This is a genomic window from Enterococcus sp. DIV1298c (assembly GCF_017316315.1).
Taxonomy (GTDB): Bacteria; Bacillota; Bacilli; order Lactobacillales; family Enterococcaceae; genus Enterococcus_B; species Enterococcus_B mangumiae.
In genome coordinates this window covers 16,375-41,642 of the sequence record NZ_JAFLWG010000026.1, presented here as the reverse complement: position 1 = coordinate 41,642, position 25,268 = coordinate 16,375, and the positions used below count along the sequence as shown (strand labels likewise).

22 protein-coding genes are annotated in these 25,268 nt (G+C 39.0%); 19 read left to right on the top strand and 3 right to left on the bottom strand.

The features are described 5' to 3' along the window. Positions 1–431 precede the first annotated feature (431 nt). From JZO83_RS07020 to gshAB, 12 genes are all read left to right on the top strand, one after another. Positions 432–1,436: an ABC transporter ATP-binding protein gene (locus JZO83_RS07020; RefSeq protein WP_071867772.1), complete on the top strand. Its 1,005-nt coding sequence runs from the start codon at positions 432–434 to the stop codon at positions 1,434–1,436. Continuing rightward, positions 1,437–2,381: an ATP-binding cassette domain-containing protein gene (locus JZO83_RS07015; RefSeq protein WP_206854579.1), complete on the top strand. Its 945-nt coding sequence runs from the start codon at positions 1,437–1,439 to the stop codon at positions 2,379–2,381. Next, entirely contained in the window at positions 2,381–3,343 is a 963-nt protein-coding gene (gene opp4B / locus JZO83_RS07010; protein WP_206854576.1) for an oligopeptide ABC transporter permease, read from the top strand. Before JZO83_RS07015 ends, opp4B begins: the two co-directional genes overlap by 1 nt. A gap of 29 nt (positions 3,344–3,372) precedes the next feature. Further along, positions 3,373–4,287, top strand: coding sequence for an ABC transporter permease (locus tag JZO83_RS07005; protein ID WP_206854572.1), 915 nt, complete (start codon positions 3,373–3,375; stop codon positions 4,285–4,287). Positions 4,288–4,312: 25 nt separating this feature from the next. Next, the gene (locus JZO83_RS07000) at positions 4,313–6,094 is read left to right on the top strand and encodes an oligopeptide ABC transporter substrate-binding protein (RefSeq protein WP_206854570.1); all 1,782 of its coding nucleotides are present in this window, start codon (positions 4,313–4,315) and stop codon (positions 6,092–6,094) included. 383 nt (positions 6,095–6,477) lie between these two features. Next, the gene (locus JZO83_RS06995; protein WP_347401511.1) at positions 6,478–8,517 is read left to right on the top strand and encodes a DUF1430 domain-containing protein; all 2,040 of its coding nucleotides are present in this window, start codon (positions 6,478–6,480) and stop codon (positions 8,515–8,517) included. After that, entirely contained in the window at positions 8,510–9,133 is a 624-nt protein-coding gene (locus tag JZO83_RS06990) for an ATP-binding cassette domain-containing protein (protein ID WP_207115357.1), read from the top strand. Before JZO83_RS06995 ends, JZO83_RS06990 begins: the two co-directional genes overlap by 8 nt. Positions 9,134–9,336: 203 nt before the next feature. Beyond that, positions 9,337–10,029 carry a ribonuclease III gene (rnc, locus tag JZO83_RS06985; protein WP_206854565.1) on the top strand — a complete coding sequence of 231 codons (693 nt, stop codon included), beginning with the start codon at positions 9,337–9,339 and terminating at the stop codon, positions 10,027–10,029. Positions 10,030–10,041: 12 nt separating this feature from the next. Beyond that, positions 10,042–13,623 carry a chromosome segregation protein SMC gene (gene smc, locus JZO83_RS06980; protein ID WP_207115356.1) on the top strand — a complete coding sequence of 1,194 codons (3,582 nt, stop codon included), beginning with the start codon at positions 10,042–10,044 and terminating at the stop codon, positions 13,621–13,623. Between the two features lie 8 nt (positions 13,624–13,631). Next, positions 13,632–14,441, top strand: coding sequence for a Cof-type HAD-IIB family hydrolase (locus tag JZO83_RS06975; RefSeq protein WP_207115355.1), 810 nt, complete (start codon positions 13,632–13,634; stop codon positions 14,439–14,441). 12 nt (positions 14,442–14,453) lie between these two features. Next, positions 14,454–15,452, top strand: a complete 999-nt coding sequence (gene ftsY / locus JZO83_RS06970) for a signal recognition particle-docking protein FtsY (protein ID WP_207115354.1) — start codon at positions 14,454–14,456, stop codon at positions 15,450–15,452. Between the two features lie 282 nt (positions 15,453–15,734). Next, complete coding sequence (gene gshAB, locus JZO83_RS06965; protein ID WP_207115353.1) at positions 15,735–18,020, top strand: bifunctional glutamate--cysteine ligase GshA/glutathione synthetase GshB; 2,286 nt, start codon at positions 15,735–15,737, stop codon at positions 18,018–18,020. A 143-nt stretch (positions 18,021–18,163) separates the two neighbouring features. On the opposite strand, the gene JZO83_RS06960 is transcribed toward gshAB, so the two are convergent. After that, positions 18,164–18,604, bottom strand: a complete 441-nt coding sequence (locus JZO83_RS06960; protein ID WP_207115352.1) for a YueI family protein — start codon at positions 18,602–18,604, stop codon at positions 18,164–18,166. Between the two features lie 173 nt (positions 18,605–18,777). Here JZO83_RS06960 and JZO83_RS06955 point away from each other — a divergent pair, with 173 nt between their 5' ends. Genes JZO83_RS06955 through JZO83_RS06940 form a run of 4 tightly spaced genes read left to right on the top strand, consistent with a single transcriptional unit; the run spans position 18,778 to position 22,408 of the window. Beyond that, positions 18,778–19,728 (top strand): iron chelate uptake ABC transporter family permease subunit, encoded by a 951-nt coding sequence (locus JZO83_RS06955; RefSeq protein ID WP_206854549.1) that lies wholly within the window; start codon positions 18,778–18,780, stop codon positions 19,726–19,728. Beyond that, positions 19,721–20,680: an iron chelate uptake ABC transporter family permease subunit gene (locus JZO83_RS06950; protein WP_207115351.1), complete on the top strand. Its 960-nt coding sequence runs from the start codon at positions 19,721–19,723 to the stop codon at positions 20,678–20,680. The genes JZO83_RS06955 and JZO83_RS06950 overlap by 8 nt, the downstream gene beginning before the upstream one ends. Further along, a complete protein-coding gene (locus JZO83_RS06945) occupies positions 20,677–21,432 on the top strand; it encodes an ATP-binding cassette domain-containing protein (protein WP_207115350.1) in 756 nt (251 codons plus the stop codon). Before JZO83_RS06950 ends, JZO83_RS06945 begins: the two co-directional genes overlap by 4 nt. Before the next feature lie 22 nt (positions 21,433–21,454). Further along, positions 21,455–22,408 (top strand): siderophore ABC transporter substrate-binding protein, encoded by a 954-nt coding sequence (locus JZO83_RS06940; RefSeq protein ID WP_206854539.1) that lies wholly within the window; start codon positions 21,455–21,457, stop codon positions 22,406–22,408. A 184-nt stretch (positions 22,409–22,592) separates the two neighbouring features. Here the strand turns inward: JZO83_RS06940 and JZO83_RS14475 are convergent, their stop codons facing one another. Together JZO83_RS14475 and JZO83_RS06935 are read right to left on the bottom strand one after the other, a co-directional pair. After that, positions 22,593–22,715, bottom strand: a complete 123-nt coding sequence (locus JZO83_RS14475; RefSeq protein WP_254905451.1) for a hypothetical protein — start codon at positions 22,713–22,715, stop codon at positions 22,593–22,595. Between the two features lie 67 nt (positions 22,716–22,782). Beyond that, positions 22,783–23,079, bottom strand: coding sequence for a hypothetical protein (locus JZO83_RS06935; RefSeq protein WP_206854537.1), 297 nt, complete (start codon positions 23,077–23,079; stop codon positions 22,783–22,785). A 218-nt stretch (positions 23,080–23,297) separates the two neighbouring features. Between JZO83_RS06935 and JZO83_RS06930 the strand changes: the two genes are divergently transcribed. Genes JZO83_RS06930 through JZO83_RS06920 form a run of 3 tightly spaced genes read left to right on the top strand, consistent with a single transcriptional unit; the run spans position 23,298 to position 25,198 of the window. After that, positions 23,298–23,876: a GNAT family N-acetyltransferase gene (locus tag JZO83_RS06930; protein ID WP_206854535.1), complete on the top strand. Its 579-nt coding sequence runs from the start codon at positions 23,298–23,300 to the stop codon at positions 23,874–23,876. Positions 23,877–23,923: 47 nt separating this feature from the next. After that, positions 23,924–24,283, top strand: coding sequence for an iron-sulfur cluster biosynthesis family protein (locus tag JZO83_RS06925; protein ID WP_207115349.1), 360 nt, complete (start codon positions 23,924–23,926; stop codon positions 24,281–24,283). Positions 24,284–24,301: 18 nt separating this feature from the next. Next, on the top strand, positions 24,302–25,198 hold the full coding sequence (locus JZO83_RS06920) for a metallophosphoesterase (RefSeq protein ID WP_207115348.1): 897 nt from the start codon (positions 24,302–24,304) through the stop codon (positions 25,196–25,198). The last annotated feature ends 70 nt before the right edge of the window (positions 25,199–25,268 follow it).

Genomic DNA, 25,268 nt, shown 5'->3' with positions numbered 1-25,268 from the left:
GGAAGAAAAGGGAACGCCTTAACAGATTTTCCATTATTTTTATTCCGTATATTTTGTATAATTATGCTTTTGTAAATAAAAATGTTTTTTCAATAAACCCCGTTTTTTATCGTTGCCTGTTTTTTTGTCGTGTTTTATAATAATTCTCATTTTATAAAAATAGTAGGATAAAGAGAAGGTTTGCTCTTCGCCTCATTTTTTTTTAATCTTTTTCTGATACTCACATAGTGACGTAAGATTTTTCAGATAATTCTGGCAACAATGTGAAATAATCTTGCAATATAAAACGGTTTTCTATATAATTATTAATAATAAATTACACACTCCTTAGAATGCTACTTATTTAATTTTTTTTGTTTAAGTTGTTATTCAGTGTAGGATTATTTTTTTTATTAAAGAACTTCCATCGAGGAGCAGAGAGGGGTATTCGATTGTCAGATAATCAATTATTAGATGTTCAGAACCTACACACAGGCTTCCGTCTAAAAGATGAATATTACGATGCAGTAGACGACGTTTCTTTTACTTTAGATAAAAACGAGATCTTAGCCATCGTAGGTGAGTCTGGTTGCGGAAAAAGTACGTTAGCTACAACGATCATGGGGTTGTTGGATCCTAACAACACAAAGATCACAGGGGAGATCATGTACAATGATTTAAATTTAATTGAATTAAATGAAACGTTGTATAACAAAATTCGCGGAAATGATATTGGGATGATTTTCCAAGATCCGTTGTCTGCATTAAACCCTCTGATGAGAATTGAAGATCAAATCAAAGAAGGTTTGTCTTATCATACAAAAATGACTGCTGATCAAAGACAGGCACGTGCATTGGAACTATTAGAACAAGTTGGGATCCCAAATCCTGCGCGAGTGGGTCGTCAATATCCGCATGAGCTATCAGGTGGTATGAGACAGCGTGTGATCATCGCGATCGCCATTGCATGTAAGCCGCCAATCATCATCGCAGATGAACCAACGACCGCTTTGGACGTAACGATCCAAGCACAGATTTTGGACTTATTGAAAGATTTACAAGAAGAAACAAAAACAGGGATCATTTTGATCACGCACGATTTAGGTGTCGTTGCTGAAATGGCCGATCGTGTTGCCGTGATGTACGGTGGACAATTTGTTGAAGTTGCGGGCGTCAAAGAATTATTTGAGAACCCAAAACACCCTTATACACAATCACTACTAAATTCGATTCCACAAGAAGGAAACCACGAAGCAGAATTACATGTGATTGAAGGGGTCGTTCCTTCATTGAAAAATATGCCACGAACAGGCTGTCGTTTTGCACCGCGGATTCCTTGGATTCCAGCGAGCGCTCATGAAGAAAATCCAGTGTTGCATGAAATCGCACCAAATCACATGGTACGTTGCTCATGTTATAAACATTTCCACTTTAGAGACGAAAAAGGAGAGGTGTAGATGTCAGAATTAATCACAATCAAAGATTTGAAAGTTCACTATCCTATTCGCAGTGGGTTTTTCAACCGAGTAACAGACCATGTCTATGCAGTAGACGGTGTCGATTTTATTATTGAAAAAGGAAAAACATATGGACTAGTTGGCGAATCAGGTTCTGGTAAATCCACAACTGGTAAAGCAGTGGTTGGTTTAGAAAAAGTGACCTCCGGAGAAATCATGTATGAAGGCAAAGACGTGACGAAAAGAAGTAACCGCAAAAAAATCGGTTATAACAAAGACGTCCAAATGATCTTCCAAGATTCGATGTCGAGTTTGAATCCTAAGAAACGCGTATTGGATATCATCGCTGAACCGATCCGTAACTTTGAACGCTTGAGCGATCAAGAAGAAAAGAAAAAGGTCAAAAGCTTATTAGATATCGTTGGGATGCCAGAAGATGCGTTATACAAGTATCCACATGAATTTTCTGGTGGACAAAGACAGCGTTTGGGGGTTGCCCGAGCAGTCGCGACAAATCCTAAGTTGATCGTGGCAGATGAACCTGTTTCTGCCTTGGACTTATCCGTTCAGGCGCAAGTCTTGAACTTCATGAAACGCATCCAACAAGAATTTGGATTGAGCTATTTATTTATCTCTCATGACTTAGGTGTCGTAAAACACATGTGTGACAATATTGCGATCATGTACAAAGGTCGATTTGTTGAAATCGGTACACGAGAAGATATCTACAATGATCCACGCCACATCTATACAAAACGCTTACTATCTGCGATTCCACGAATCGATGTAGACAATCGGGAAATGCATAAACAAAACCGACGGAATGTTGAACGCGAGTATATCGAACATCAAAAAGATTACTACGACACAACAGGCCGAGTGTATGACTTACGTACATTGACCCCTACACACAAAGTAGCGTTGAAAGATGGAGGTGCTAGCTAATGTGGAAAACGATTCTACGAAGAGTTCTTTTAATGATCCCGCAAGTGATCATCCTTAGCGTGTTGATCTTTATACTAGCGCAAGCCATGCCTGGAGATCCTTTTACAGGATTGATCAACCCAAACCAAGACCCAGCTGTCATCGAGCAAATGCGTCAAGCAGCCGGACTGAACGATCCTTGGTATGAACAATATTTCCGTTGGATCGGAAATGCTGTACAAGGTGATTTCGGACAAAGTTTCTTATTCAAACGCCCTGTTGCCTATTTGATTGGTGAACGTGTCGTCAATACTTTGTATTTATCAGTATTAACTGTAATTATTACGTATTTGATCGCTGTACCGTTAGGCATGTTGGCTGGTCGTTACCAAAATTCGATTTTGGACAAAGCAGTTGTTATCTATAACTTCTTTAGTTTTGCTGTTCCATTATTCATTTTTGGATTGATCATGCTATTCGTTTTTGGTTACCGTTTAGGCTGGTTCCCAACCAGTGGTTCTCAGACCTTAGGTTTCCAAGGAAACTTTATTGCTCAATGGTTTGATCGCTTGCAATACATTCTATTGCCAGCAATCACACAAGCCTTTTTAGCCACAGCTGTTACGATCCAGTATCTGCGTAGTGAAGTCATTGATTCAAAATCACTCGACTTTGTACGTACCGCTCGATCAAAAGGTGTGCCGACCAACAAAGTATTCAGTCGCCACATTTTCCGTAATGCAGCATTGCCAATGGCTTCTCAAATGGGGTATGAAATTACGTCATTGATCGCCGGATCTGTAGTTATCGAAAAGATCTTTGGTTACCCTGGTGTCGGAAAACTATTTATTGACTCAATCGGTCAACGTGATTATACCGTGATCACTGCCTTAGTCTTGATTTTAGGAATCGCAACGTTAGTCGGAACACTGCTGTCAGATATCATCATGAGCATTGTTGATCCGCGTATACGAATCCAATAAAAAAATCAAACAGAAGGGAGAATCGATCAATGAGTGATAAAAAGAAAGAAGTTACGCAAGAAAGTATCCCACCAATGGGGATACGAATGATTGCACGAGAATTTATAAAAGATAAAGTCGCCATTTTTTCACTGGCCTTACTAGTGATTTTGTTGTTAGTCATTTTTATTGGGGCAATCTTTATTGACCAAGATCAAGTAATGTTTGTTAGTATTTTTGATAAGTACGCAGAACCTGGTGCTATCTCCACTCAAGGAACAAAATTCCTTTTAGGAGCAGATGAAGGTGGACGTGATGTCTTCGGACAATTGATCATCGGGGCAAGAAACTCTGTCATGATCGGTTTTGCTATTACGATCTTGACTTCGATCATCGGGGTAGGTTTAGGGATCCTTTCAGGATTCTACGGTGGTATGATCGATAACATCTTGATGCGTATCGTCGATTTCATCATGATTTTACCGATCATGTTGATCATTATTGTATTTGTTTCAATTATTACGAACTATAATGTATGGTCATTCATCTTTATTATGAGTGCATTTTATTGGGTCGCTAAAGCCCGATTATTCCGAAGCAAAACATTATCCGAAGCAAGACGTGATTATGTCAGTGCTTCTAAAACAATGGGAACAAGTGATGTGAAAATCATGTTCCGTGAAATCATGCCGAACCTTAGCTCATTGATCATTACCAACTTGACAATGAACTTTGCGGCAAATATTGGGATCGAGACCACTTTGACTTTCTTAGGCTTCGGATTGCCAACCAATGTACCAAGTTTGGGAACATTGATCGGTTATGCAAGTAACGGTGAAGTTTTAGTGAATCGACAATGGATTTGGTTACCCGCGTCAATTCTGATTTTAGTCTTGATGTTGAGTATAAATTACGTTGGTCAAGCATTTAAGCGTTCTGCAGATGCGCGTCAACGGTTAGGATAAGAGAAGTGAAGGGGGAAAATAGGATATGAAGAAAACGATTTTTGGACTTGTCACACTGCTATCTGTTGCAACTTTAGCAGCGTGTGGAAATGGCGGCGGAACTAGTTCCTCAGGGAATAATTCGTCAGATAACGGGAGTGGTAGTGATTTAACGTTCCCACTAGCAACAACAAATAATGATGATGCAATCGAAGATGGCGAATTGAACGTTGCAGTAGCAACGGATAGCCAATTCAAAGGATTGTTCCAATGGGAATTTTATCAAGATGCCTTTGATAATGCATTTATGGCACCTTCTCATGAACCATTATTTACAAATGATGCCAACTTCACGATCACAAATGATGGTGCAGCTTCATTAGAGTTAGATGAAGATGCGAAAACAGCAACGATCACACTGAAAGACAATGTTAAGTGGTCTGACGGCGAGGACGTTACAGCAGATGACGTTATTTTCCCTTATGAAATCATCGGACATCCTGACTACACAGGTATTCGTTATGACGATACGTTCCGTAATATCGTCGGTATGGAAGAATATAACAGTGGTAGTGCCGATACGATTTCTGGAATCACTAAAGTAGATGACAAAACTGTTAAAATCGAATACAAAGAAATGAACCCAAGTATGCTTCAAGCAGGTGGCGGTATCTGGACATATGCTGCACCTAAACACACACTTGAAGGTGTTGAAGTCAAAGATATGGAATCAAGTGATCAAGTCCGCAAACATCCAGTGACATTTGGTCCATACTACATGAGCAATATCGTAGCTGGTGAATCAGTAGAGTACTTACCAAACGAACACTACTGGAACGGAACACCACCATTGAAGAAAATTACAATGAAATCATTGCCAACAGCAAGTGCGACAGAAGCATTGAATTCAAAATTATATGACATGATTTTCCAAATGCCAACGGATACTTTCGAAACTTACCAAGATATCGCTGGCTATACAAACTTAGGTCGTCCACAAACTTCATACACATATCTAGGATTCAAACTAGGTAAATGGGATGCTGATGAAGGAAAAGTTGCTTACGATCCAGATTCAAAAATGGCAGATAAGTCATTACGTCAAGCAATGGGTTACGCTTTAGATAATAATGCAGTAGGGGAGCGTTTCTACGCAGGCTTGAGAAGCAACGGAACAACGTTGATCCCACCAGTATTTGCAGACTTCCATGATGATTCAATCGAAGGTTACACATTGAACCTTGATAAAGCAAACAAATTATTGGATGATGCAGGATTTAAAGATGTTGATGGCGATGGTATCCGTGAAGATAAAGACGGCAATAAATTGACGATCAACTTTGCATCAATGTCCGGTGGTGAAGTGGCACAACCATTAGCCGATTACTATATCCAACAATGGAAAGAAATCGGACTAGATGTTCAATATACAACTGGTCGTTTGATCGAATTCAACTCATTCTACGATCGTTTAGAAAATGATGATCCAGAAATTGATGTCTATCAAGCTGCTTGGAGCACAGGAACAGATCCAAACCCAACTGGCTTATGGGGCGCAAACGCTGCATTCAACTACACTCGTTATGAGTCAGAAGAAAACACAAAATTGATCAATGCAATCAACTCTTCAGAAGCATTTGATGAAGATTTCTTGAAAGAAGCTTATAGCAACTGGCAACAATATGCATTTGAAGAAGCATTTGCAATTCCAACATTATTCCGTAACGAAGTATTACCAGTCAACGACCGCGTAAGAGATTGGGACTGGTCATACGGAGCACCAAATCCATGGGCTACTGTAACTGTGACTTCAGATTCACGTTCATAAACCAACAAATGATAAAACCGAATCAGCTCGAGATAGGCTTGTCCTATTCTCGGCTGGTTCTTTTTTCTTTGTGAGGAGTAAGTGAAATGTTTGTTGTCTTCAATCATTAATACATAACAAATAAACTATGGGCGTTTTTTAATCAGAAAAATAGAAGAATAGATATTCTTTATAGACTTGTGAATATATAATTATTTGTGAAGGGAGAGAAATAATCAGATGTTTTAGTTTTGTTATTTTTATGCAATCTAAAAGTCACTGTAAATATCAGAACGAGAGCATGTGTTTACTGGAAGTAAGGCTGAAAGGTGGTGGATACAGAAATTGTAAGTGACTAAGATATAAATCTCGCTACACGATTAGGCGAAGGATACAAATATTCAATGACTTCGCCACTATTGTACGAAGTGTTTTTAGCTTATTTATATTTTAGCTACTTTTTTCTATTCATGATGAAAAAAATCTATCGAGGATTATTTATAGTTACAGTGTTAAGTTTCCTTTATGCGATTTCTTTTATTGGAAATGAGGGGATAAAGAGTGCGATCCCCAATGCTCATTCCGGTATTATGATCGAAGAAGCAAGTGGAACGATTCAAGAAGTCAACCAAACGATTTCTGCGTATGCAAAAAAACATCAAATAGCGATACATAAGTTAGTTTTTCGAATGGGCGAGTCCGGTGAGACGATAAAAGAAATTTATACGTTTGATCAAACGGAGCGTTCAGAATACTCTTTCACCCCAATAAAATCGGATGTCACCACATATTTTTATGATTATACAGAGATGAAGAATCAAGATGTGTTAGGTACGTATATAGTAACAGAAGCACCCCCATCTGAAATGATGGCTGATTTTTATGAGCAAGGGATCAAATTGGAGATTGAGGAGATAAAATGGTTCTATTTGTTGACTGCGGGATTATTAATGAGTATTGGCCAACTATTTTTGATTTTATTTGTCTTTGTGATCTTAGATTTATTGTTTTATAAAGCTTCTCTGCGTAAGAAAATCGGTATCCTTGAGATGCTAGGGCGTCGTTGGTTAAAGGGTTCAATCAAGGATAGTTTCATTGATAGTGCGATTTACACCTTCATAATTGTTGCTTTTTCTTGGGGATTCCCACAATTGCAGTTTCTTTATCTACCTATTTTTTTCTGGGGCCTTTTAATGATTTGGGTGCTTCAATTATTTACGAGTTGGGTGATATTTTCGTTTGGTACGATTTCAGATAAGATAAAAGGAAGGAAACCTTACCGATTATTATTTCGTTTGAATATTTTATTAAAGATCGTTATCTTCACATTTGTCACTGTGCAAGCCAGTACGTTATCAAATAAAGTAATGGAGACACGTGAGCTTGAACGACAGCTCTCCCAATGGACAAGAGTTCCTGACTATTATCACTTGGGATTTAGTAGAGACACGAGTTTACTTGTAGATTTGGCAAAAGGCAAAGAGGTGCGACAGAAAGAACAAGTGTCAATCAATTCACGGCTACTTCCTTTGTTAGAACAATCAGAGCAAGCAGGTGGTATTTTTCTACGGGACAATGAACTTGGCCACAATAGTCCGACACTAAGTTATATTCAAAATGATGCTTTTTGGTTAAGTAACCATCAGGCTATTAAAGAATTGGCTATCAAGGATGCGAATGGTCAATCGATTGACGCATTAGATGATTCTTTTTTCTATCTGCTTATTCCTGAAAATAAGCGAATGTATACAGAAATGATCATTCCAGAAGCCGAAGCTGAACTTGATTTTTATCAAAATTCTTTTGAGTACGAAACGAAAGCATACGAAGGCGAGTTAAAAATTCTTTATACGCAAGCAAATCAGGTCCTTTTTAACTATAATTTCCAACCCTACGAAAAAATTTTTTCTTCTAATCCAATTATCGTCTCCATGTCACTGCCATTGATCCAACCGAATATCGAAATATGGCTCCAGGATATCTCAAATGGCACTTATTTATTTCGAGATCCTCAACTTGTTCAAGAATTTATTGAAGAGAATCATATGGAACATGATTTTTATGGATTGATTGCTGTAAAGGATAGCATCAATCAAGCACTTGTGAGTGTGAGACGTGAGTATTATACAACCGTAAGCATTCTGTTCCTGATCCTTATTGGTTTTGTGTTCGTCCAAATCTATTTGAGTTTGGTGTATGTAGAAATGAATAAGAAAAAACTATTTCTCAAATATATTACGGGTTGGACACTACTCCAAAGGCATCATAAGTATTACATGAAAGTATTAGGTATTTCTGGGGTTGTCGCGTTGATCCTATCATTTATCCATCATGCTTGGTGGCAAATTTTAATTTTATTACTACTATTTGAATCGTGTGTCCTTCTATTCGCTACGTATTTCTCAGAAAAAAGGAAACGTCTGGAGGTGATCAAATATGATTGAAGCAAAAAAAATCAGTAAAAAGTATAAGGGAAAAGTGATTTTTGAAAATGTCTCTTTACAGTTAGCGACTGGTTCGATAACTGTGATCACAGGAAGTAGTGGTGTTGGGAAAACGACGTTACTAAACTGCTTAGGACAACTTGAATCAATTGATTCTGGTGAAATATGGTTCGACAATCAATTACTCCATCACAAAAGTAAAAAACGCTTTTTTCGTGAATATGCAGGGTTTTTATTTCAAAACTTTGCATTGATCGATAATGAAACGGTCAAGCAAAATTTACGATTAGTAGTAAACGAAGAGGAGAAAATGATTGCTGCGCTTCGTAAGTTTCAAATGGAAGATTTATTGCATCAAAAAGTATTTCGTCTAAGCGGTGGCGAACAACAGCGCGTCGCATTAGCTCGTTTATTTTTACAAAGGCCTAAGATTGTTTTTGCGGATGAACCTACTGCCTCTTTAGATAGAGGAAATCGCCAACTCGTGATCGATGCATTGAAAGAATTGAATAAACAAGGAGTGACGATCGTCTTAGTCACCCATGACTTAGATTTGGCAGAACAGTTAGGTGGGCGAGTTGATATGAATCAACTATTGATCAAGCAAAAGTTGTGATAGGTGTAACTGAACTACGAATAGACGGTAAGATATGTTTCATCAAATTTCTTATCTTTTATTCGTAGTGTTTTTTTATTAATAAGATTTTCCAACATGGTTTATAAAGCTTTTCATACCTTTTGTCTCAACCATTTCATATTTTATAAAAAACCAGTATAATAAGGAAGTATTGAAAAAATAGCCATAAAGGAATGTGGGAAATGGACAATCAGCTAACAAAAGAATTGAAAGAGAAGTATAGCATCGTTTTTCACGATTTAAACTTGCTTGAACAAGCTTTTACCCATTCATCCTATGTGAATGAGCATCGCAATTTGCAACTGTCGGACAACGAACGTCTTGAGTTTTTAGGAGATGCTGTATTAGAGTTGATGGTTTCAGAATATCTGTATCGTTTGTATCCAGATATTCCAGAAGGAAAATTGACCAAAACTCGTGCAGCTATCGTACGTGAAGATAGTTTATCCAAATTTGCCAAGGAATGTCATTTTGATCAGTATATCCTGTTAGGAAAAGGTGAGGAGAACTCTGGTGGACGCACACGTCCAGCACTTCTTTGTGATTTGTTTGAAGCCTTTTTAGGAGCATTGTACCTTGATCAAGGGTTTGACGCAGCACACGCGTTTATTGAAACAGTGATTTTTCCGAAGGTTCGTGCAGGTGCTTTTTCCCATGAGATGGATCACAAAACAAAATTACAAGAAGTATTGCAAAAAGCAGGAGATGTATTGATCGAATATCGTTTGATCAACGAAGAAGGGCCAGCACACGAACGTATTTTTTGGATCGAAGTATACGTTGATGATCGGTTGATTGGGACTGGACAAGGAAAATCGAAAAAATTAGCAGAACAAGCTGCTGCTGAGAATGCTTTGGCAGCACTAAGTAAGTGAGGGAAAGACTTCGTGTATTTAAAACGCATTGAAATAGCCGGCTTTAAATCGTTTGCAGACAAAACAATCATTGAGTTTGAAAATAGCGTCACAGCGGTCGTTGGACCAAACGGTAGTGGGAAAAGCAATATTACCGAGGCCATCCGTTGGGTGCTAGGAGAACAGTCTGCGAAAAGCCTTCGTGGTGGGAAAATGCCGGATATTATTTTTGCCGGTTCTGATTCTCGCAAACAATTGAATGTCGCTGAAGTAACCGTCGTATTAGACAACTCAGATCATTACTTACCACTAGAATACAGTGAGATCAGTGTCACACGTCGTTACCGTCGAACAGGTGAAAGTGAATTTTTTATCAATAAACAGCCTTGTCGTTTGAAAGACATCCAAGAATTATTCATGGATTCTGGTTTGGGTAAAGAATCTTTTTCGATCATCTCTCAAGGGAAAGTCGAAGCGATTTTTAGTAGTAAACCCGAAGATCGACGTGGGATCTTTGAAGAAGCAGCAGGAGTCTTGAAATATAAACAACGCAAGAAGAAAGCGGAGCAAAAGCTTTTTGAAACAGAGGATAATCTAAGCCGTGTCCAAGATATCATCCATGAACTTGAAGAGCAATTAACTCCTTTGGCCGCCCAGAGTGAGGCAGCTAAGGAGTTTTTACGATTAAAAGAAACATTGACAAAGACAGATATCTCCTTAATGATTGCGGAAATCAAGGCTGCAAAAAAAGAGTGGGATGAACGACAAGTACAATTGGATCAGTTCAATCAATCGTTGACGTCATTAACGACACAGATCCAAACGAAAGAACAATTATTAGCAGACAAACGCAAACAAAACAATCAAGCCGATCGCATGATCGAAAAAAATCAACAAACCTTGTTAGCCTTGTCAGAAAAATTGAAGCAAACCGAAGGACAAAAAGAAGTTTTACTTGAGCGAACGAAGCATACCCAAAAAAGCTCAAAAGAATACCAAGCTTCTCTAGCTGAAGTGCAAGAAAAAGTGGCTCACTTTGAAGACTTACAAGTGACATTGACACAAGAAGTAAGTCAAAAAGAAGCAGAAATCCAACAAGCTGAAAAAGCACTGATGAGTACGCAACAAGAGTTGGAGAAATACCAAAAATCAACGAAAGAACTATTGGCAGAACTACGCGATCAGTATGTCGATTTGATGCAAGAACAAGCGACTGTCGGCAATGAATTGAAATATTTGGAGCGTCAATATATCCAAGAAACTTCTAAAAGCCAACAAACATTAGCCAAACAATCAGAAGTGGAAGCCAATGTAGCAGAAATGTCCGCCAAACAAATCGAGCTGACGAAGCGACATGAAAAACTACAGCACGCATTGAATGAGGTCAAAGCTTCACTTGAAGATGTCCAAACCAAAGGGAAAAAAGCGCAAGATCTGTTAGCTAAAGAACAGCCGAAAATGTATCAACTGATGAATCAAGTCCAACAATTACGGGCACGTCAAAAAAGTCTGCAAGAAATCCAAGAAAATTATTTTGGGTTCTATCAAGGTGTTCGGTTGATCTTACAACAAAAACAACGGCTTTCTGGGATCGTTGGTGCAGTTGCTGAGTTGATCGATGTTCCAGCTGATTATACATTAGCCATCGAAACAGCTTTAGGTGGGTCAGCGCAACATGTCATTGTTGAAAATGAAAGTGACGCACGTCAAGCGATCACTTATTTGAAACAGCAAAAAGGTGGCCGAGCAACGTTTCTACCACTGACGACAATCAAACCTCGCCAACTACCCGCGCATATATTTGCTCAAGCGCAAACAGTTGAAGGGTTTATCGGGATCGCGAGCGAACAAGTGACTTATCCCGAACAGATCCAAACCATCGTTCATAATTTATTAGGGACGATTCTCTTAGCGAAAGATTTAGCAAGTGCCAATGCAATCGCCCAACAGATTCGTTACCAGTATCGTGTTGTCTCATTAGAAGGCGACGTCATGAATGCCGGTGGTTCAATGACTGGTGGAGCGACTAAGCGAGGCAACCAAGGAAGTTTGTTTGCACAAAATCAAGAATTAAAACAATTGACGAGTGAGTTCCAACAAGCAGATCAGGAATTGCAGAGTCAAGAAAAGAAAGTCCAAGCATTACAACAAGAAGTAACGGTTTTAGCAGAAGAACAAGAACGCCTACGGACACAAGGCGAACAGTTACGCTTTGAAGAACAAGAAGTAGCCAATCAACGGCAAAATGTAGCCAACGAACTGACTCGTTTTGAGAAAGAGCAACAAATCTCAAGCTATGAAACACGAGAACTGCAACAATTCATGGAGAACTACCAAAAACAACAAAAAGAGCTTTTGACCAAACAGCAAGAACTCGAAGTACAACGCCAAGAAATCGACACTGAAATCAGTTCATTGAGTCAAGAAAGTGACAAAATGGAAGAACGCCGTGCGCAGATCCAAGAAAAACAAGCGCAAGAACAAGCGTCACTAGCAGTGTTGAAAGAACAATACAATCACTTGCAGATCCAATTACGTGGCGCACGCGTACAAAAAAATGAAGCATTAGCCAAACAAGAAGGATTGGAACAGCAACTACACGCATTAACTGCGGATTTTTCTGATCATGAACTGACAGAAGAGAGTTTAGATCAACGAATCACTGACCTAGCCGCAGAAAGAGATCGCCTAAAAGCTTCTCTGGAAGAAGCAAAAGTGACACGTGAAGAAATGCAAACAGCAATCGATGCACTAGATACCGAACTGTTAGCTGAAAACCGCAAGCAAAAAGGGCTTTTAACAGAGCAATCACAATTAGAGGTACAAAAGAATCGTGCGGAAATGATTTTGGACAATCATTTGAATTACTTGCAAACTGAGTACCAGATGAATTATGAAAAAGCTTGTGAAGCTTATGAAGAAACGACGGATGTAGCAAATAGCCGAGTAGAAGTTGCTTCGTTGAAACAACAAATCGATCGTTTAGGACCGGTGAATCTTAATGCGATCGAACAGTACGAACAAGTCAATGAACGCCATACTTTCCTGGCTGCACAACGTGATGATTTATTATCAGCGAAAGACCAATTGTTCGAAACGATGGATGAAATGGACGATGAGGTACGGACTCGCTTTAAAGAAGTGTTTGAAGCGATTCGCCAAGAATTCAAAATCGTTTTTCCAAATATGTTTGGTGGAGGACGCGCAGAGCTTGTATTGACCGATCCGACTGATTTGTTGCAGACAGGGATTGAGATCGAAGTACAGCCACCAGGGAAAAAACTACAAAGTTTAAGCCTGCTTTCTGGAGGCGAACGTGCCTTGACTGCGATTGCCTTGCTCTTTTCAATCATTCGCGTTTGTCCAGTACCGTTTTGTATTTTGGATGAGGTCGAGGCAGCGTTAGATGAAGCCAATGTCAAACGCTTTGGTCGTTACCTCAGCGAGTTTCAAGATGATACACAGTTTATTGTGGTCACCCATCGTAAAGGGACGATGGTCGCTGCGAATGTCTTGTATGGTGTGACGATGCAAGAGTCTGGGGTTTCAAAAATCGTCTCTGTCCGCATGGAAGATATCAATGAAGAAGGAAGAATGAGCGAAACGAAAGTGTAGGGGACAAAATGATCAAATTAATCGCTATCGATTTAGATGGAACATTATTGAATGAAGAAAAGAAAATCTCGCCTGAGAATAAAGAGGCGTTGACTAAAGCAAAAGCCCAAGGCGTAAAAATCGTCTTATGTACGGGGCGCCCATTAGCTGCGATGGCCCATTATTTACAAGAACTAGGCTTAGTAGAAGAAGGCGATTATAGCATTACCTTCAATGGTGGCTTAGTCCAAAAGAACGATACAGGTGAAATCATCGAGAAAAAAGCGATGGCTGTTTCGGATATCCACCGACTTTATGCGTTGAGCCAAGAGCTAGACTTGCCATTGGACGTTTTGTCGGATAATGTCGTTTTGCAATTACCGAGTGCGCCCAGAAAACAATCATTGTACAATGTTTTAAACAACTTATTGCAATTCCAACCAGCAGAACTAGCTGATATCACGGATGAGTTTGTGTTGAATAAAGCAGTCATTGCCTATGAGCAAGACGAACTAGATACAAAAATCAAGGAAATCCCAAGCGCTTATTATGATTCGTATGAAGTGATCAAAACGCGCAACGTTTTATTAGAGTTTATGCCAAAAGGTGTGACTAAGGCGTATGGTATTTCTTTACTGGCAAAAGATTTAGGTCTTGAACGTAGTGAGATCATGGCAATCGGAGATGAAGAAAATGATCTACCGATGATCGAATACGCAGGGTTGGGTGTTGCGATGGAAAATGCGGTACCTTTTGTCAAAGAAGCGGCTGATCATGTTACGGCAAGTAATATCGAACATGGGGTAGCTCAAGCAATCAAACAATTTGTTTTAAAGTAAAGGAGGTATAATATGGGATTTTTTGATAAGATCAAACGAGCCTTTACTGGTGAAGAAGCACCAGAAGAAGTTGAAGTACAAGAGAAATATGACAAGGGTCTAGAAAAGACCCGTAAAACATTCGGTGAACGAATGAATGAGCTGTTTGCAAACTTCCGTACAGTCGATGAAGATTTCTTCGAAGAGTTGGAAGAAACATTGATCGGTGCGGACGTCGGATTTGAAACAGCGATCAAGATCACTGAAGCCTTACGCCAAGAAGTGAAGCTAAGAAACGCCAAGAAACCGGCAGAGATCCAAAATGCAATCATTGAAAAATTAGTGGAGCTTTATGAGCAAGAAGGAATCGATGAAGTCAACACGTTGAATCTCCAAGAAGAAGGTTTAACAGTGATCCTCTTTGTTGGTGTAAATGGTGTAGGAAAAACCACAAGTATCGGAAAACTAGCGCATCAATACAAAACAGAAGGCAAAAAGGTATTGTTAGCGGCAGCAGATACATTTCGTGCGGGGGCGATCGACCAATTAGTTGTTTGGGGCGAACGTGCGGAAGTCGAAGTAGTTAGAGGAAATGCCGGTGGCGATCCTGCAGCAGTCGTGTACGATGCCATTGAAAAAGCCAAAGAACAGCAAGCGGATATCTTACTCGTCGATACAGCTGGACGTCTGCAAAACAAAGTCAATTTGATGAACGAATTAGAAAAAATCAAGCGAGTGATCCAACGAGAGTTACCGGAAGCACCACATGAAATCTTACTCGTGTTAGATGCGACGACGGGGCAAAATGCCATGGTCCAAGCGAAACAGTTCAAAGAAACGACAGATGTAACGGGGTTAGTTTTAACGAAATTAGACGGTACAGCCAAAGGTGGGATCGTCTTAGCCATTCGTAATGAACTGCACTTGCCGGTGAAATTAGTTGGTCTAGGCGAAGGGATCGATGATCTAGAAGCCTTCGATCCAAATGATTTTGTGATTGGCTTATTCAAAGGTCTATTGAAAGAAGAATAGATAAGTGTGCATTTAGCGAAAGAGTTTGGAACAGAAGTGAGCCATCTCAAAAAAAAGAGAGATTCCATGAATATTATTTATCTGATTTTCGTGGTTTCCTGCTTGTTTTTTGAGAGTTTCCTTTTGTTTCAAGCTCTTTTTTAATTCATTCCAAGTCTTTTTTTTGTAAACTTAGGTGATTTATAAAAAAAACACCCCTTTTTTCTCATTTTCAAACAATTTCATTCTTTTTCTTGGCGGTTTTTACTATAATGAGACATATGAATTGGAGGACATTTAACCATGAACTATAAAGAATTATTACTGCATCCTCGTTCACTGCCGTTTATTAGTCAAGCCCGCTTTGGGATTGAACGTGAAGGCCAACGTGTGAACTTCTCTGGAGAGCTGGCAACAACGAATCATCCTGAGATTTTTGGGGATCGTACGTATCATCCATACATCCAGACAGATTTTAGTGAAACTCAAGTCGAATTGATTACTCCGGTAACGGATTCTATCAACGAACTTTTTAATTATTTAGAAGCAATCTATGACGTCGCTTCACGCTCGATGGCAGATGATGAAATGATCTGGCCATTAAGTATGCCTCCTGCTTTACCTGAAAAAGACGAAGATATCATGATCGCAAAGCTTTCTAATTTCGAAGATGTCTTGTATCGTCGTTATTTGGCAAAAGAATATGGCAAACGCAAGCAAATGGTCAGCGGGATCCATTTTAACTTTGAATTTGGTGATGATCTCCTGCAAGCATTATTTGCGCAACAGGCAGAATTCACTGATTTTGCTGCATTTAAAACAGAATTGTATTTCAAAACAGCTCAGAATTTCTTGCGCTATCGTTGGTTGATCACTTATTTATTCGGAGCATCCCCTCTAAGTGAAGACCACTATTTCGTTGACAAACCGGCACCAGTAGAACCTGTGCGCAGTATTCGCAATAGTTCCTATGGTTATACAAACCATCCGAATGTCAAAGTATCTTATGCTTCTCTGCAACAATATTTGTCTGATATTGAACGAATGGTCGAAGAAGGTAAATTATCTGAAGAAAAAGAATTTTATGCACCAATCCGTTTCCGTGGTGGAAAACGAGTAGCTGATTTGGCGAAATCGGGTATCCGCTATATCGAGTTGAGAAATATTGATTTAAACCCCTATGCACGTGTCGGTATCAGTCAAGAACAAGTGCAATTTTTACAATCGTTCTTATTGTATATGCTATGGACCGAACACGATGTAGCAGTTGATCGCTGGGTCGACGAAGGTGAACAGCTAAATGAACACGTATCGCTAGAAAATCCCGTGACTCAAACTGCTTTTTATGATGAAGGTATCCGTCTTCTTCAAGGGATGAAAGAGATGCTTGTGGCTTTAGGACAAACTGAACGCCTAACAATGATCGATGAAATGATCGAACAATTTGATCATCCAGCTGAAACACTGGCAGGGAAGATTTATCAACAAGCGCAACAAACAAGTCAACATGCGTTTGCCTATGCTTTAGGAAAACAGTATGAAGAAGAAAGCCATGAACGATCCTATCAATTAGCAGGATTTCGTGAAATGGAGCTGTCGACACAAATCTTGATGTTTGATGCGATCCAAAAAGGCATCCAAGTGAAAGTATTAGATGAATCGGACCAGTTTCTACGCTTGCAACACCAAGATCATATTGAATATGTGAAAAATGCCAATATGACAAGTAAAGATAGCTACATCGTCCCATTGATCATGGAAAATAAAACAGTGACTAAAAAAGTTTTAAAGGAAGCCGGTTTCCGTGTACCTGAAGGAGCCGAATTCGATTCGATCGAAGAAGCCTTAACTGCTTATCCACGGTTTGCAGAGCAAGCTTTTGTCATTAAACCGAAATCGACAAATTATGGATTAGGGATCACGATCTTTAAAGAAGGAGCTTCTTTAGAGGATTACCAGGCTGGTTTAGCAATCGCTTTTCGTGAAGATACTTCTGTACTGGTTGAAGCATTTATGCCAGGAACAGAATATCGTTTCTTTGTCATTGACGGCCAAGTAAAAGCCATCTTACTTCGTGTCCCTGCAAATGTTGTGGGTGATGGAAAACGAACAGTAGAAGAGCTTGTTGCTGAAAAAAATCTAGATCCATTAAGAGGAAGTCACCATCGAGCACCATTGGAATTGATCCAGTTAGGCGAACTCGAACAGTTGATGTTAAAAGAACAAGGATTAACGATCCATTCTGTTCCTGCAAAAGATCAAGTCGTGTACTTACGCGAAAATTCCAATATCAGTACAGGTGGGGATTCAATTGACGTGACGGATGAATTTTCCGAAGCATATAAGCAAATTGCACAACAAGCGGTAGAAGCCTTAGGCGCAAAAATCAGCGGGATCGACCTGATCATTCCAGATAAAGATATTGATCCTCAAACAGATGATCAAGCCTATGGCATCATCGAAGCCAACTTCAACCCAGCAATGCACATGCACGTCTATCCATTTGCTGGAAAAGGCAGAAGACTGACGATGAACGTGTTGGAATTGTTGTATCCTGAAGTGATCAAGACACCAAAAGAGACTAAATAAATCGTGAACCCATAGAATAAAAAAATCATCCACATCACTAGACCTATCTAGTTTGTGGATGATTCTTTTATTCTGGCGAATCGACTTCTGGATTCTGACAAGTTTTGATTAGAAACTCCAAGAATCGATTGATCTTTTAGCAATTATTTGAATAATCGGTCCCAAAAGCTTTTTTTCTTTGGTTCTTCTTCTTCTTGTTTCGTTGGATATTTTTCTTCTACGTCAATAACGGGTTCATTCACTGCTTCTTTGGTTGCAATCAAAAGACCAATACTTTCCGGATCTTCAGAAACATAATCGTTTACAACAGTGAATTTCGTTTGATTTTTCGTTGCCAATTGGATGTATTGATTCTGGATATCGAGGGGCAGGGTCCCATTTATCAGAATAAATGCTTCTGGTCGTTTCTCTAGTTCTTCTAGAAACTTTGCTTTGTTTGTCGGGTCATTCATTTCAGCAACGGTCATACTAAGATAGCAACGTTCACGGAAGGTACCTAGGTATTTATGCTGCTCTTCTGGGTTGACCAAAGGCGTGCCATACATTCCTTTGTCCAAATGATTTTTTAATTCATCTGATGCCATCCAATTTACCTCCTTTTGTTCTTTTAAGTCATTATAACATAGCAAGGTTCATCCTTGCGTGCTCCCGAATTTAAAGTGTTTCTTCTTGTTTTACTAAAAAAACGGTTGCTTTTGTTCAACACTTCACTTAGAATAAGAATGAGAATCATTCTCAGTTAGTGAGGTAGAGTAAAATGCGCGTGGGTCGCTTGATTGTTTTGTTAGTTATTTTAAGTATATGTTCGCTGTTTATTGGTGTGTCACGTGTCGAACTAATGGATATTATTCGATTTGAAGGTCAGAGTATGCAATTGTTATTGGCGACGCGTTTTCCTCGGACGATTTGTCTATTACTTGTTGGCGCAACGAGCAGTATTTGTGGCTTGATCATGCAGCATTTGACTCAAAACAAGTTTGTATCACCAACAACAGCAGGGACGATGGATAGTGCCAGATTGGGTATCTTAATGGTGATGCTCTTTTTACCGAATGCCTCTCTTTGGCTTCGTTCAGCAACTGCTTTTTTATTTGCTTTTGCCGGTACACTTTTATTTTTATCTTTTTCACGATTTTTCCCACAAAAAAATCAGTTGATGTTACCTTTGATCGGCGTGATGTTAGGAAATATTATTGGATCTGTTGCGACGTTTTTTGCGTATCAGTTTCAACTAGTGCAAAACATGTCATCTTGGCTGCAAGGCAATTTCGCCACAGTCATGCGGGGAAATTATGAGTTGTTATATGTCACGATTCCGTTATTACTTATTTTAGCTTTTTTTGCGTATCAATTTACGATCGTAGGATTAGGGGAATCTTTTGCAGTGAATTTAGGGATGAATTATCGCAACATGCAATTATTTGGGATCGGCCTCGTTTCTTTAGCCAGTGCGATTACATTGATCATGGTTGGTACCATTCCTTTTCTAGGTGTGATCATTCCGAATATCACCGCAAAGCTTTATGGGGATCAAGTACATAAAACATTGGGTATCACAGCGATTTTTGGAAGTATGTTTTTGCTGATTTGTGATATGATTGCGCGTCTTGTGATTTTTCCTTATGAGATTCCAGTCAGTGTGATCGTGGGGATCATCGGTGGCGTGATTTTCCTTTACTTGTTAGTAAGGGGGCGCAAGCATGGGTAAGAAAATAACTAGTCTATTTTTACTTTTAGTGCTACTCGTGATTGGCGTGTCGATTGGCTATTTGACGATCAATACGTATGGCAACTGGTCGTTTGCTTGGGCGTTGCGGAGTAAGAAAATCATGGCATTCATTTTAGTCGCACTCGCTACAAGTAGTGCGACGGTCAGTTTTCAAACCATCACTCAAAATCAATTTTTGACCCCCTCTGTATTAGGGCTGGATTCGCTCTATGTCCTTGTTCAAACGGTCCTGTTTTTCTTGATCGGTGGCGTGACGATGCTCCAGCAAACAGGTACAAGCTTTTTCTTGATCAACGTAGCATTGATGGTGGGTTTAAGCCAGTTACTGTTTTTCTTTTTGTTACGAAAGGAACAACCTAACTTGTTCTTATTGTTGATGACAGGCATGATCCTAGGCACACTGTTCAATAGCATCAGTACATTTTTACAAGTAGTGATGGACCCAAATGAATATGATTTGTTGCAGGGGAAATTATTTGCTAGCTTTGGAAATGTCCAGACAGGCTATCTCATCCCTGCTGCACTATTGATTGGCTGTTGTTGGTTGTTTCTTTTCTACAAAAGGCATTATCTGGATGTCTTTCATCTAGGAAAGGATCAAGCAACAAATCTGGGGATCGAGACCGAACGTTTTCAGTTTGCGATTCTTTGTTGTGTCAGTTTGTTGACCGGTACAGCAACTGCTTTAGTTGGACCAATCACTTTTCTAGGGTTTATTGTCGCAAATGTCAGTTATCGCTTGTTTGCGACGTACAGACATGGTGTTTTGTTAGTCGGCAGTTTTTTGATTGCGTTCTTATTTTTGACCGGTGGCCAATTGATCGTTGAGCAAGTGTTTGGGTGGAATACGACGGTCAGTGTCGTTGTCGAGTTTACTGGCGGGATTTATTTTATCACGAAATTGATTCGAGAAAGGAAGGAACTAAGATGATCAATTTAAAGATGGTCGATAAACGTTACCAAGGAAAAACAGTCATTGATTCCTTGCAATTAGAAATCTCGGATCAACAATTGACTGCCTTTATCGGTCCTAATGGTGCTGGTAAATCAACGGTTCTATCCATGATCAGTCGTTTGATTCCTAAAGATGCCGGTGAGATCTACTTGGATCACAACGAAGTAAAAGCTTGGAAGTCAAAAGAAATGGCAAAAAAGCTAGCGATTTTAAAACAATCAAATGAGATCAGTATGAAAATCACGGTCGAAGAACTTGTGTCATTTGGACGTTTTCCTTATTCAAAAGGAAAGCTGACTACAAAAGACCATGAAATCATTGGAGAATCACTCCAACATCTAGGGTTAGAAACGATGAAAGACCAAACGATCGACACACTTTCTGGAGGACAACTACAACGAGCGTATATTGCGATGGTTCTTGCACAAGATACAGATTATATTCTATTGGATGAACCACTCAATAATTTAGATATGAATTTTGCAGTACAAATCATGCAAATTTTAAAGCGCCTTGTACAGGAATTAGGAAAAACCATCATCATTGTGTTACACGATATCAATTTTGCGGCGAGTTATGCCGATGAGATCATTGCAATGAAACAAGGGAAATTATTTAGGCAAGGCAAAACAAACGATATCATCAAAAAAGAGGTTTTAGATCAATTATACGAAATGGACATTCGAATCTGTGAAATCGAAGGACGCAGATTTTGTCTTTATTTCTAAAAAAATATGAAGGAGCGTCAAAATGAAGAAAATAGTTTTAGGATTTTTAGTCATGGCATCATTAGGATTAGCTGCATGTGGAAATAACGAAGCACAAACGAGTGAAACAACAGCATCAAGCGCCGTAGCAACAGATTCCAAGTTAACAGTCAAAGATAGTAATGGTGAATCTGTCGAAGTGCAACAAAACCCTGAGAAAGTCGTGGTATTCGATAATGGCTCTCTAGATACATTGGATGCGTTAGGTGTGGGAGATAAGGTAGTAGGTGCTGCAACCAAAAATCTTCCTGCGTACTTAGAAAAATATCAAGAAGTTGAATCTGCGGGGGGCATCAAAGAACCTGATTTGGAAAAAATCAATGAGATGCAACCAGATTTGATCATTATTTCAGGTCGTCAAAGAGATTATCAGGAACAATTGAGCCAGATCGCTCCAACGTTATTCTTGGCGCTGGATTCAGAAAAACCTTGGGAATCAATGCAAGAAAATGTGACAACATTAGGAAAAATCTTCGATAAAGAAACAGAAGCAGATGAAAAATTAGCAGATCTTAACGAAAAAATCACTGAAGTAAAAGAAAAAGCAAGCGCGCTTGATCAGACAGCTTTAGTCACTTTAGTCAATGAAGGCCAGCTTTCAGCTTACGGATCAGGTTCACGTTTCGGATTAGTTCATGATTTATTTGGCTTTAAACAAGCAGACGATCAAATCGAAGCATCTACGCATGGTCAAAGTGTTTCTTACGAATATGTTTTAGAGAAAAATCCTGGAATTTTATTTGTGATCGACCGTACGCAAGCAATTGGTGGAGACACAAGCAACGATAACGTCGCTGCGAATGAATTAGTGGCGCAAACAGATGCCGGTAAAAATGATCAAGTGATTTCATTGCAACCAGATGTCTGGTATTTGAGCGGTGGTGGACTTGAATCAATGAATTTAATGATTGAAGACGTGAATCAAGCGTTAAAATAACTCTCCAGTGAATAACTAAGAAAATGAACCTGGGACATTAGAGCCCTTGTACACTCTAAAACTGAATAAAAGGTGAATCAGAAGTAGCTCCTATAGAAATAAGCGTGTCCCCCAAAAAATTTGAAGAACAATTTTCGGGGGACACGCTTATTTCTCGGAGCTGAGGATTTCTGTACAACTTCATTTAATGGGTGATTGTTTGATCGTTAGGAAAATCCAGTGTCAGGGTAAATTCATTATCAACTTCATACGGGTCGATTCGCGGTGTTGGGTCATGGAAGAAGTGAGCAAGCCATTGTCGAAACATAAGATCGCCTCCTTTGATTTGACTCAAGGATACAAGGCGAACCTTAGAGAAAGCTTAAAGCTTAAATTTAAGCGTGTGTTTCAGCTAATGGTTGATAATTAACGATTTTGACTTGACGATAAAAGTCAGCTGGTAGTTTTGTCCAGCGTTTCAAGAGCTGATAAAAATAGCTTTCTTCTGCTTTGATTTTGTATTCACTTAGAATCAAGCCAAAGTAATTTGGTTTCTTCTTCGCTAATTTATGATAGATCGACAGTGCTTTTTCTTTGTCTTCATCAACGAATAATGTTTTCACTTCGATGTATGAACCTTCAATATTTTGTGTTTCTTCAATAAAGTAAATACTCTTTATATACTCTGCCATCTTCTTATCCTCCTGTACTCATTTACTTGATAAAATAACTTTACAGAAAAATTGTTAATAAATCGTGAACAAAAAATTATTCTTTTTCAGGGATTGTTTAAGTTTTTTCGCTTTTTTATGTATGAAATGTTATTTTAAGACAAAGTTAAGATTTAGCTTGCTTCTTTTCGTGAACTTCGATAAAGTAATTTAAAACAATTGAAAAGGTAGGGATGCACATGGAATTATTGATCAATCGAAACTTGGTATTTGCTGAAAATCGTGTGATAGAAACGGAACGTTTAATTTTAAGACCAGTTGCACTAGAAGATTCAGAGGATATATTTGAATATGCCCATGATGAAGAAACATGTCGCTTCGTTTTCCCTCGCCATCAGTCAATTGAAGATACAAAAATCAATGTGGCCAATTTTTTTATGACGGCACCACTTGGGAAGTATGCCATTGAATGGAAAGAAAACGGGAAGATGATCGGTACGATCGATTTGCGGATACAAGAAGGCGATGATACGGGTGAACTAGGTTATGCGTTAAATAAAAAGTATTGGGGAAAAGGAATCATGCCAGAAGCCGGAAAAGCCCTAATTGATCTTGGTTTTGAAAAGATGGGACTCGTAAGGATTTTTGCTTATTATAATATAAAAAATAGTAAATCAGGTCGAGTGATGGATAAGCTAGGGATGAGAGAAGAAGCTGTGATCCCTGATGCGAAACGCGAAAAAGGAGAACTCATTTCAATGGTTCTTAAAGGAATTACCCAAAAAATGTGGTTAGAAAGTAAACAAAAAACAAGTTAGTTGCAACTTCATGCAAAAATCATTAAGCTGAAACTGAGGTGATTAAGATGGAATTTATCGTATCAAAAGAAGCAGAAGAACTGCTTCGTAGAAAAGTGAATGAGAATGAACAATTATTGCTGGATGTAGAAGACGGAGATGGACCATTTTCAAATAGCCGAATCACTTGCCAAATCGATACTTCTTTTCGTCTGATTATTGTAAATAAAGAGACATCAGCAGATTTGAGCTTATATTCTGAAGTAGTTGATACTCAAATGGGACCAATAAAAATCAAGAAAAGTGCGTTAGTTTATTTAGATAATCCGACAACTTTAGCGGTAGAACCAACTTACAAGAGTCTACAACTAAAAGGTCCTGGAGGAATCATCAAAAACAATGTTCAAATCGTTACATCAAATATTTAAGATTTAGAAGGAAAACGTATGGGGAATTTAGCAATCATCAGTGACTTACATGTCGATATCAATCAATTTGGTGAGGCTGAATTACTGATTTTATGGAACGTCTTACAACAAAAAAAGATTACTCGGCTACACTTGGCTGGTGATACTGCCAATAAAGTAGATCGCTGTGTCGCTGTCGCTGAATTTTTTGCAGAGCGGCTACCGACGACTTTTCACTTTGGGAATCATGAGTTAGCCGATGTCACTGGTGAAGCGATGATCAGTCATTTTCCAGATGCGCATTTTTTGAATGAACGCTATATCCCACTAAACGAAGATACCGTATTATTAGGTATCAACGGTTGGTATGATTACCAATTTTCAGAAGAAACAGACGTGAATAAAATCGTTCGGATGAAGCGTTTATACTGGTATGATCGTTTGATCGAACGAGAAGGCACGGATCTAGAAGTGAATGAACGAGTATTGGAAGTGACAAGATCCTTATTGGATACTTTGCGTAAAAAGAATTTAAATGTGATCTTATCGACGCATTTTGTTCCGAAACAAGAGTTCATTGTTTATCAAAATGCTCCTTATGAACGGTGGAACCAACTTAATGCATTCTTAGGATCAGCTTCATTTGGGCAATTACTGGATCAATATGACAATCTTCAACAAGTCGTGTTTGGCCATACGCATCGGCGATTTGAGGATAAATCCCTTCAAGGAACGACGTATAGTTGTCGTCCTTTTGGCTATTATTACGAATGGCAATTGACGCGGGATTTTATCAACGAATACCAATTGATTGATCGCTACAACCCAATGAAATTGCGTGTATTATTGCGCACCCATCGTCCAGAATTTAAGGAGTATCAATTGCAACATTTAAAACAAGAGTTTGAACAAGCGTTAACAGTGATTGCTTACTGAAAATGTGAAGCCCCCTAAGTGTCATCGAAACTGACACTGGGGGCTTTTATGTATTTTTGGTTTTACTTCA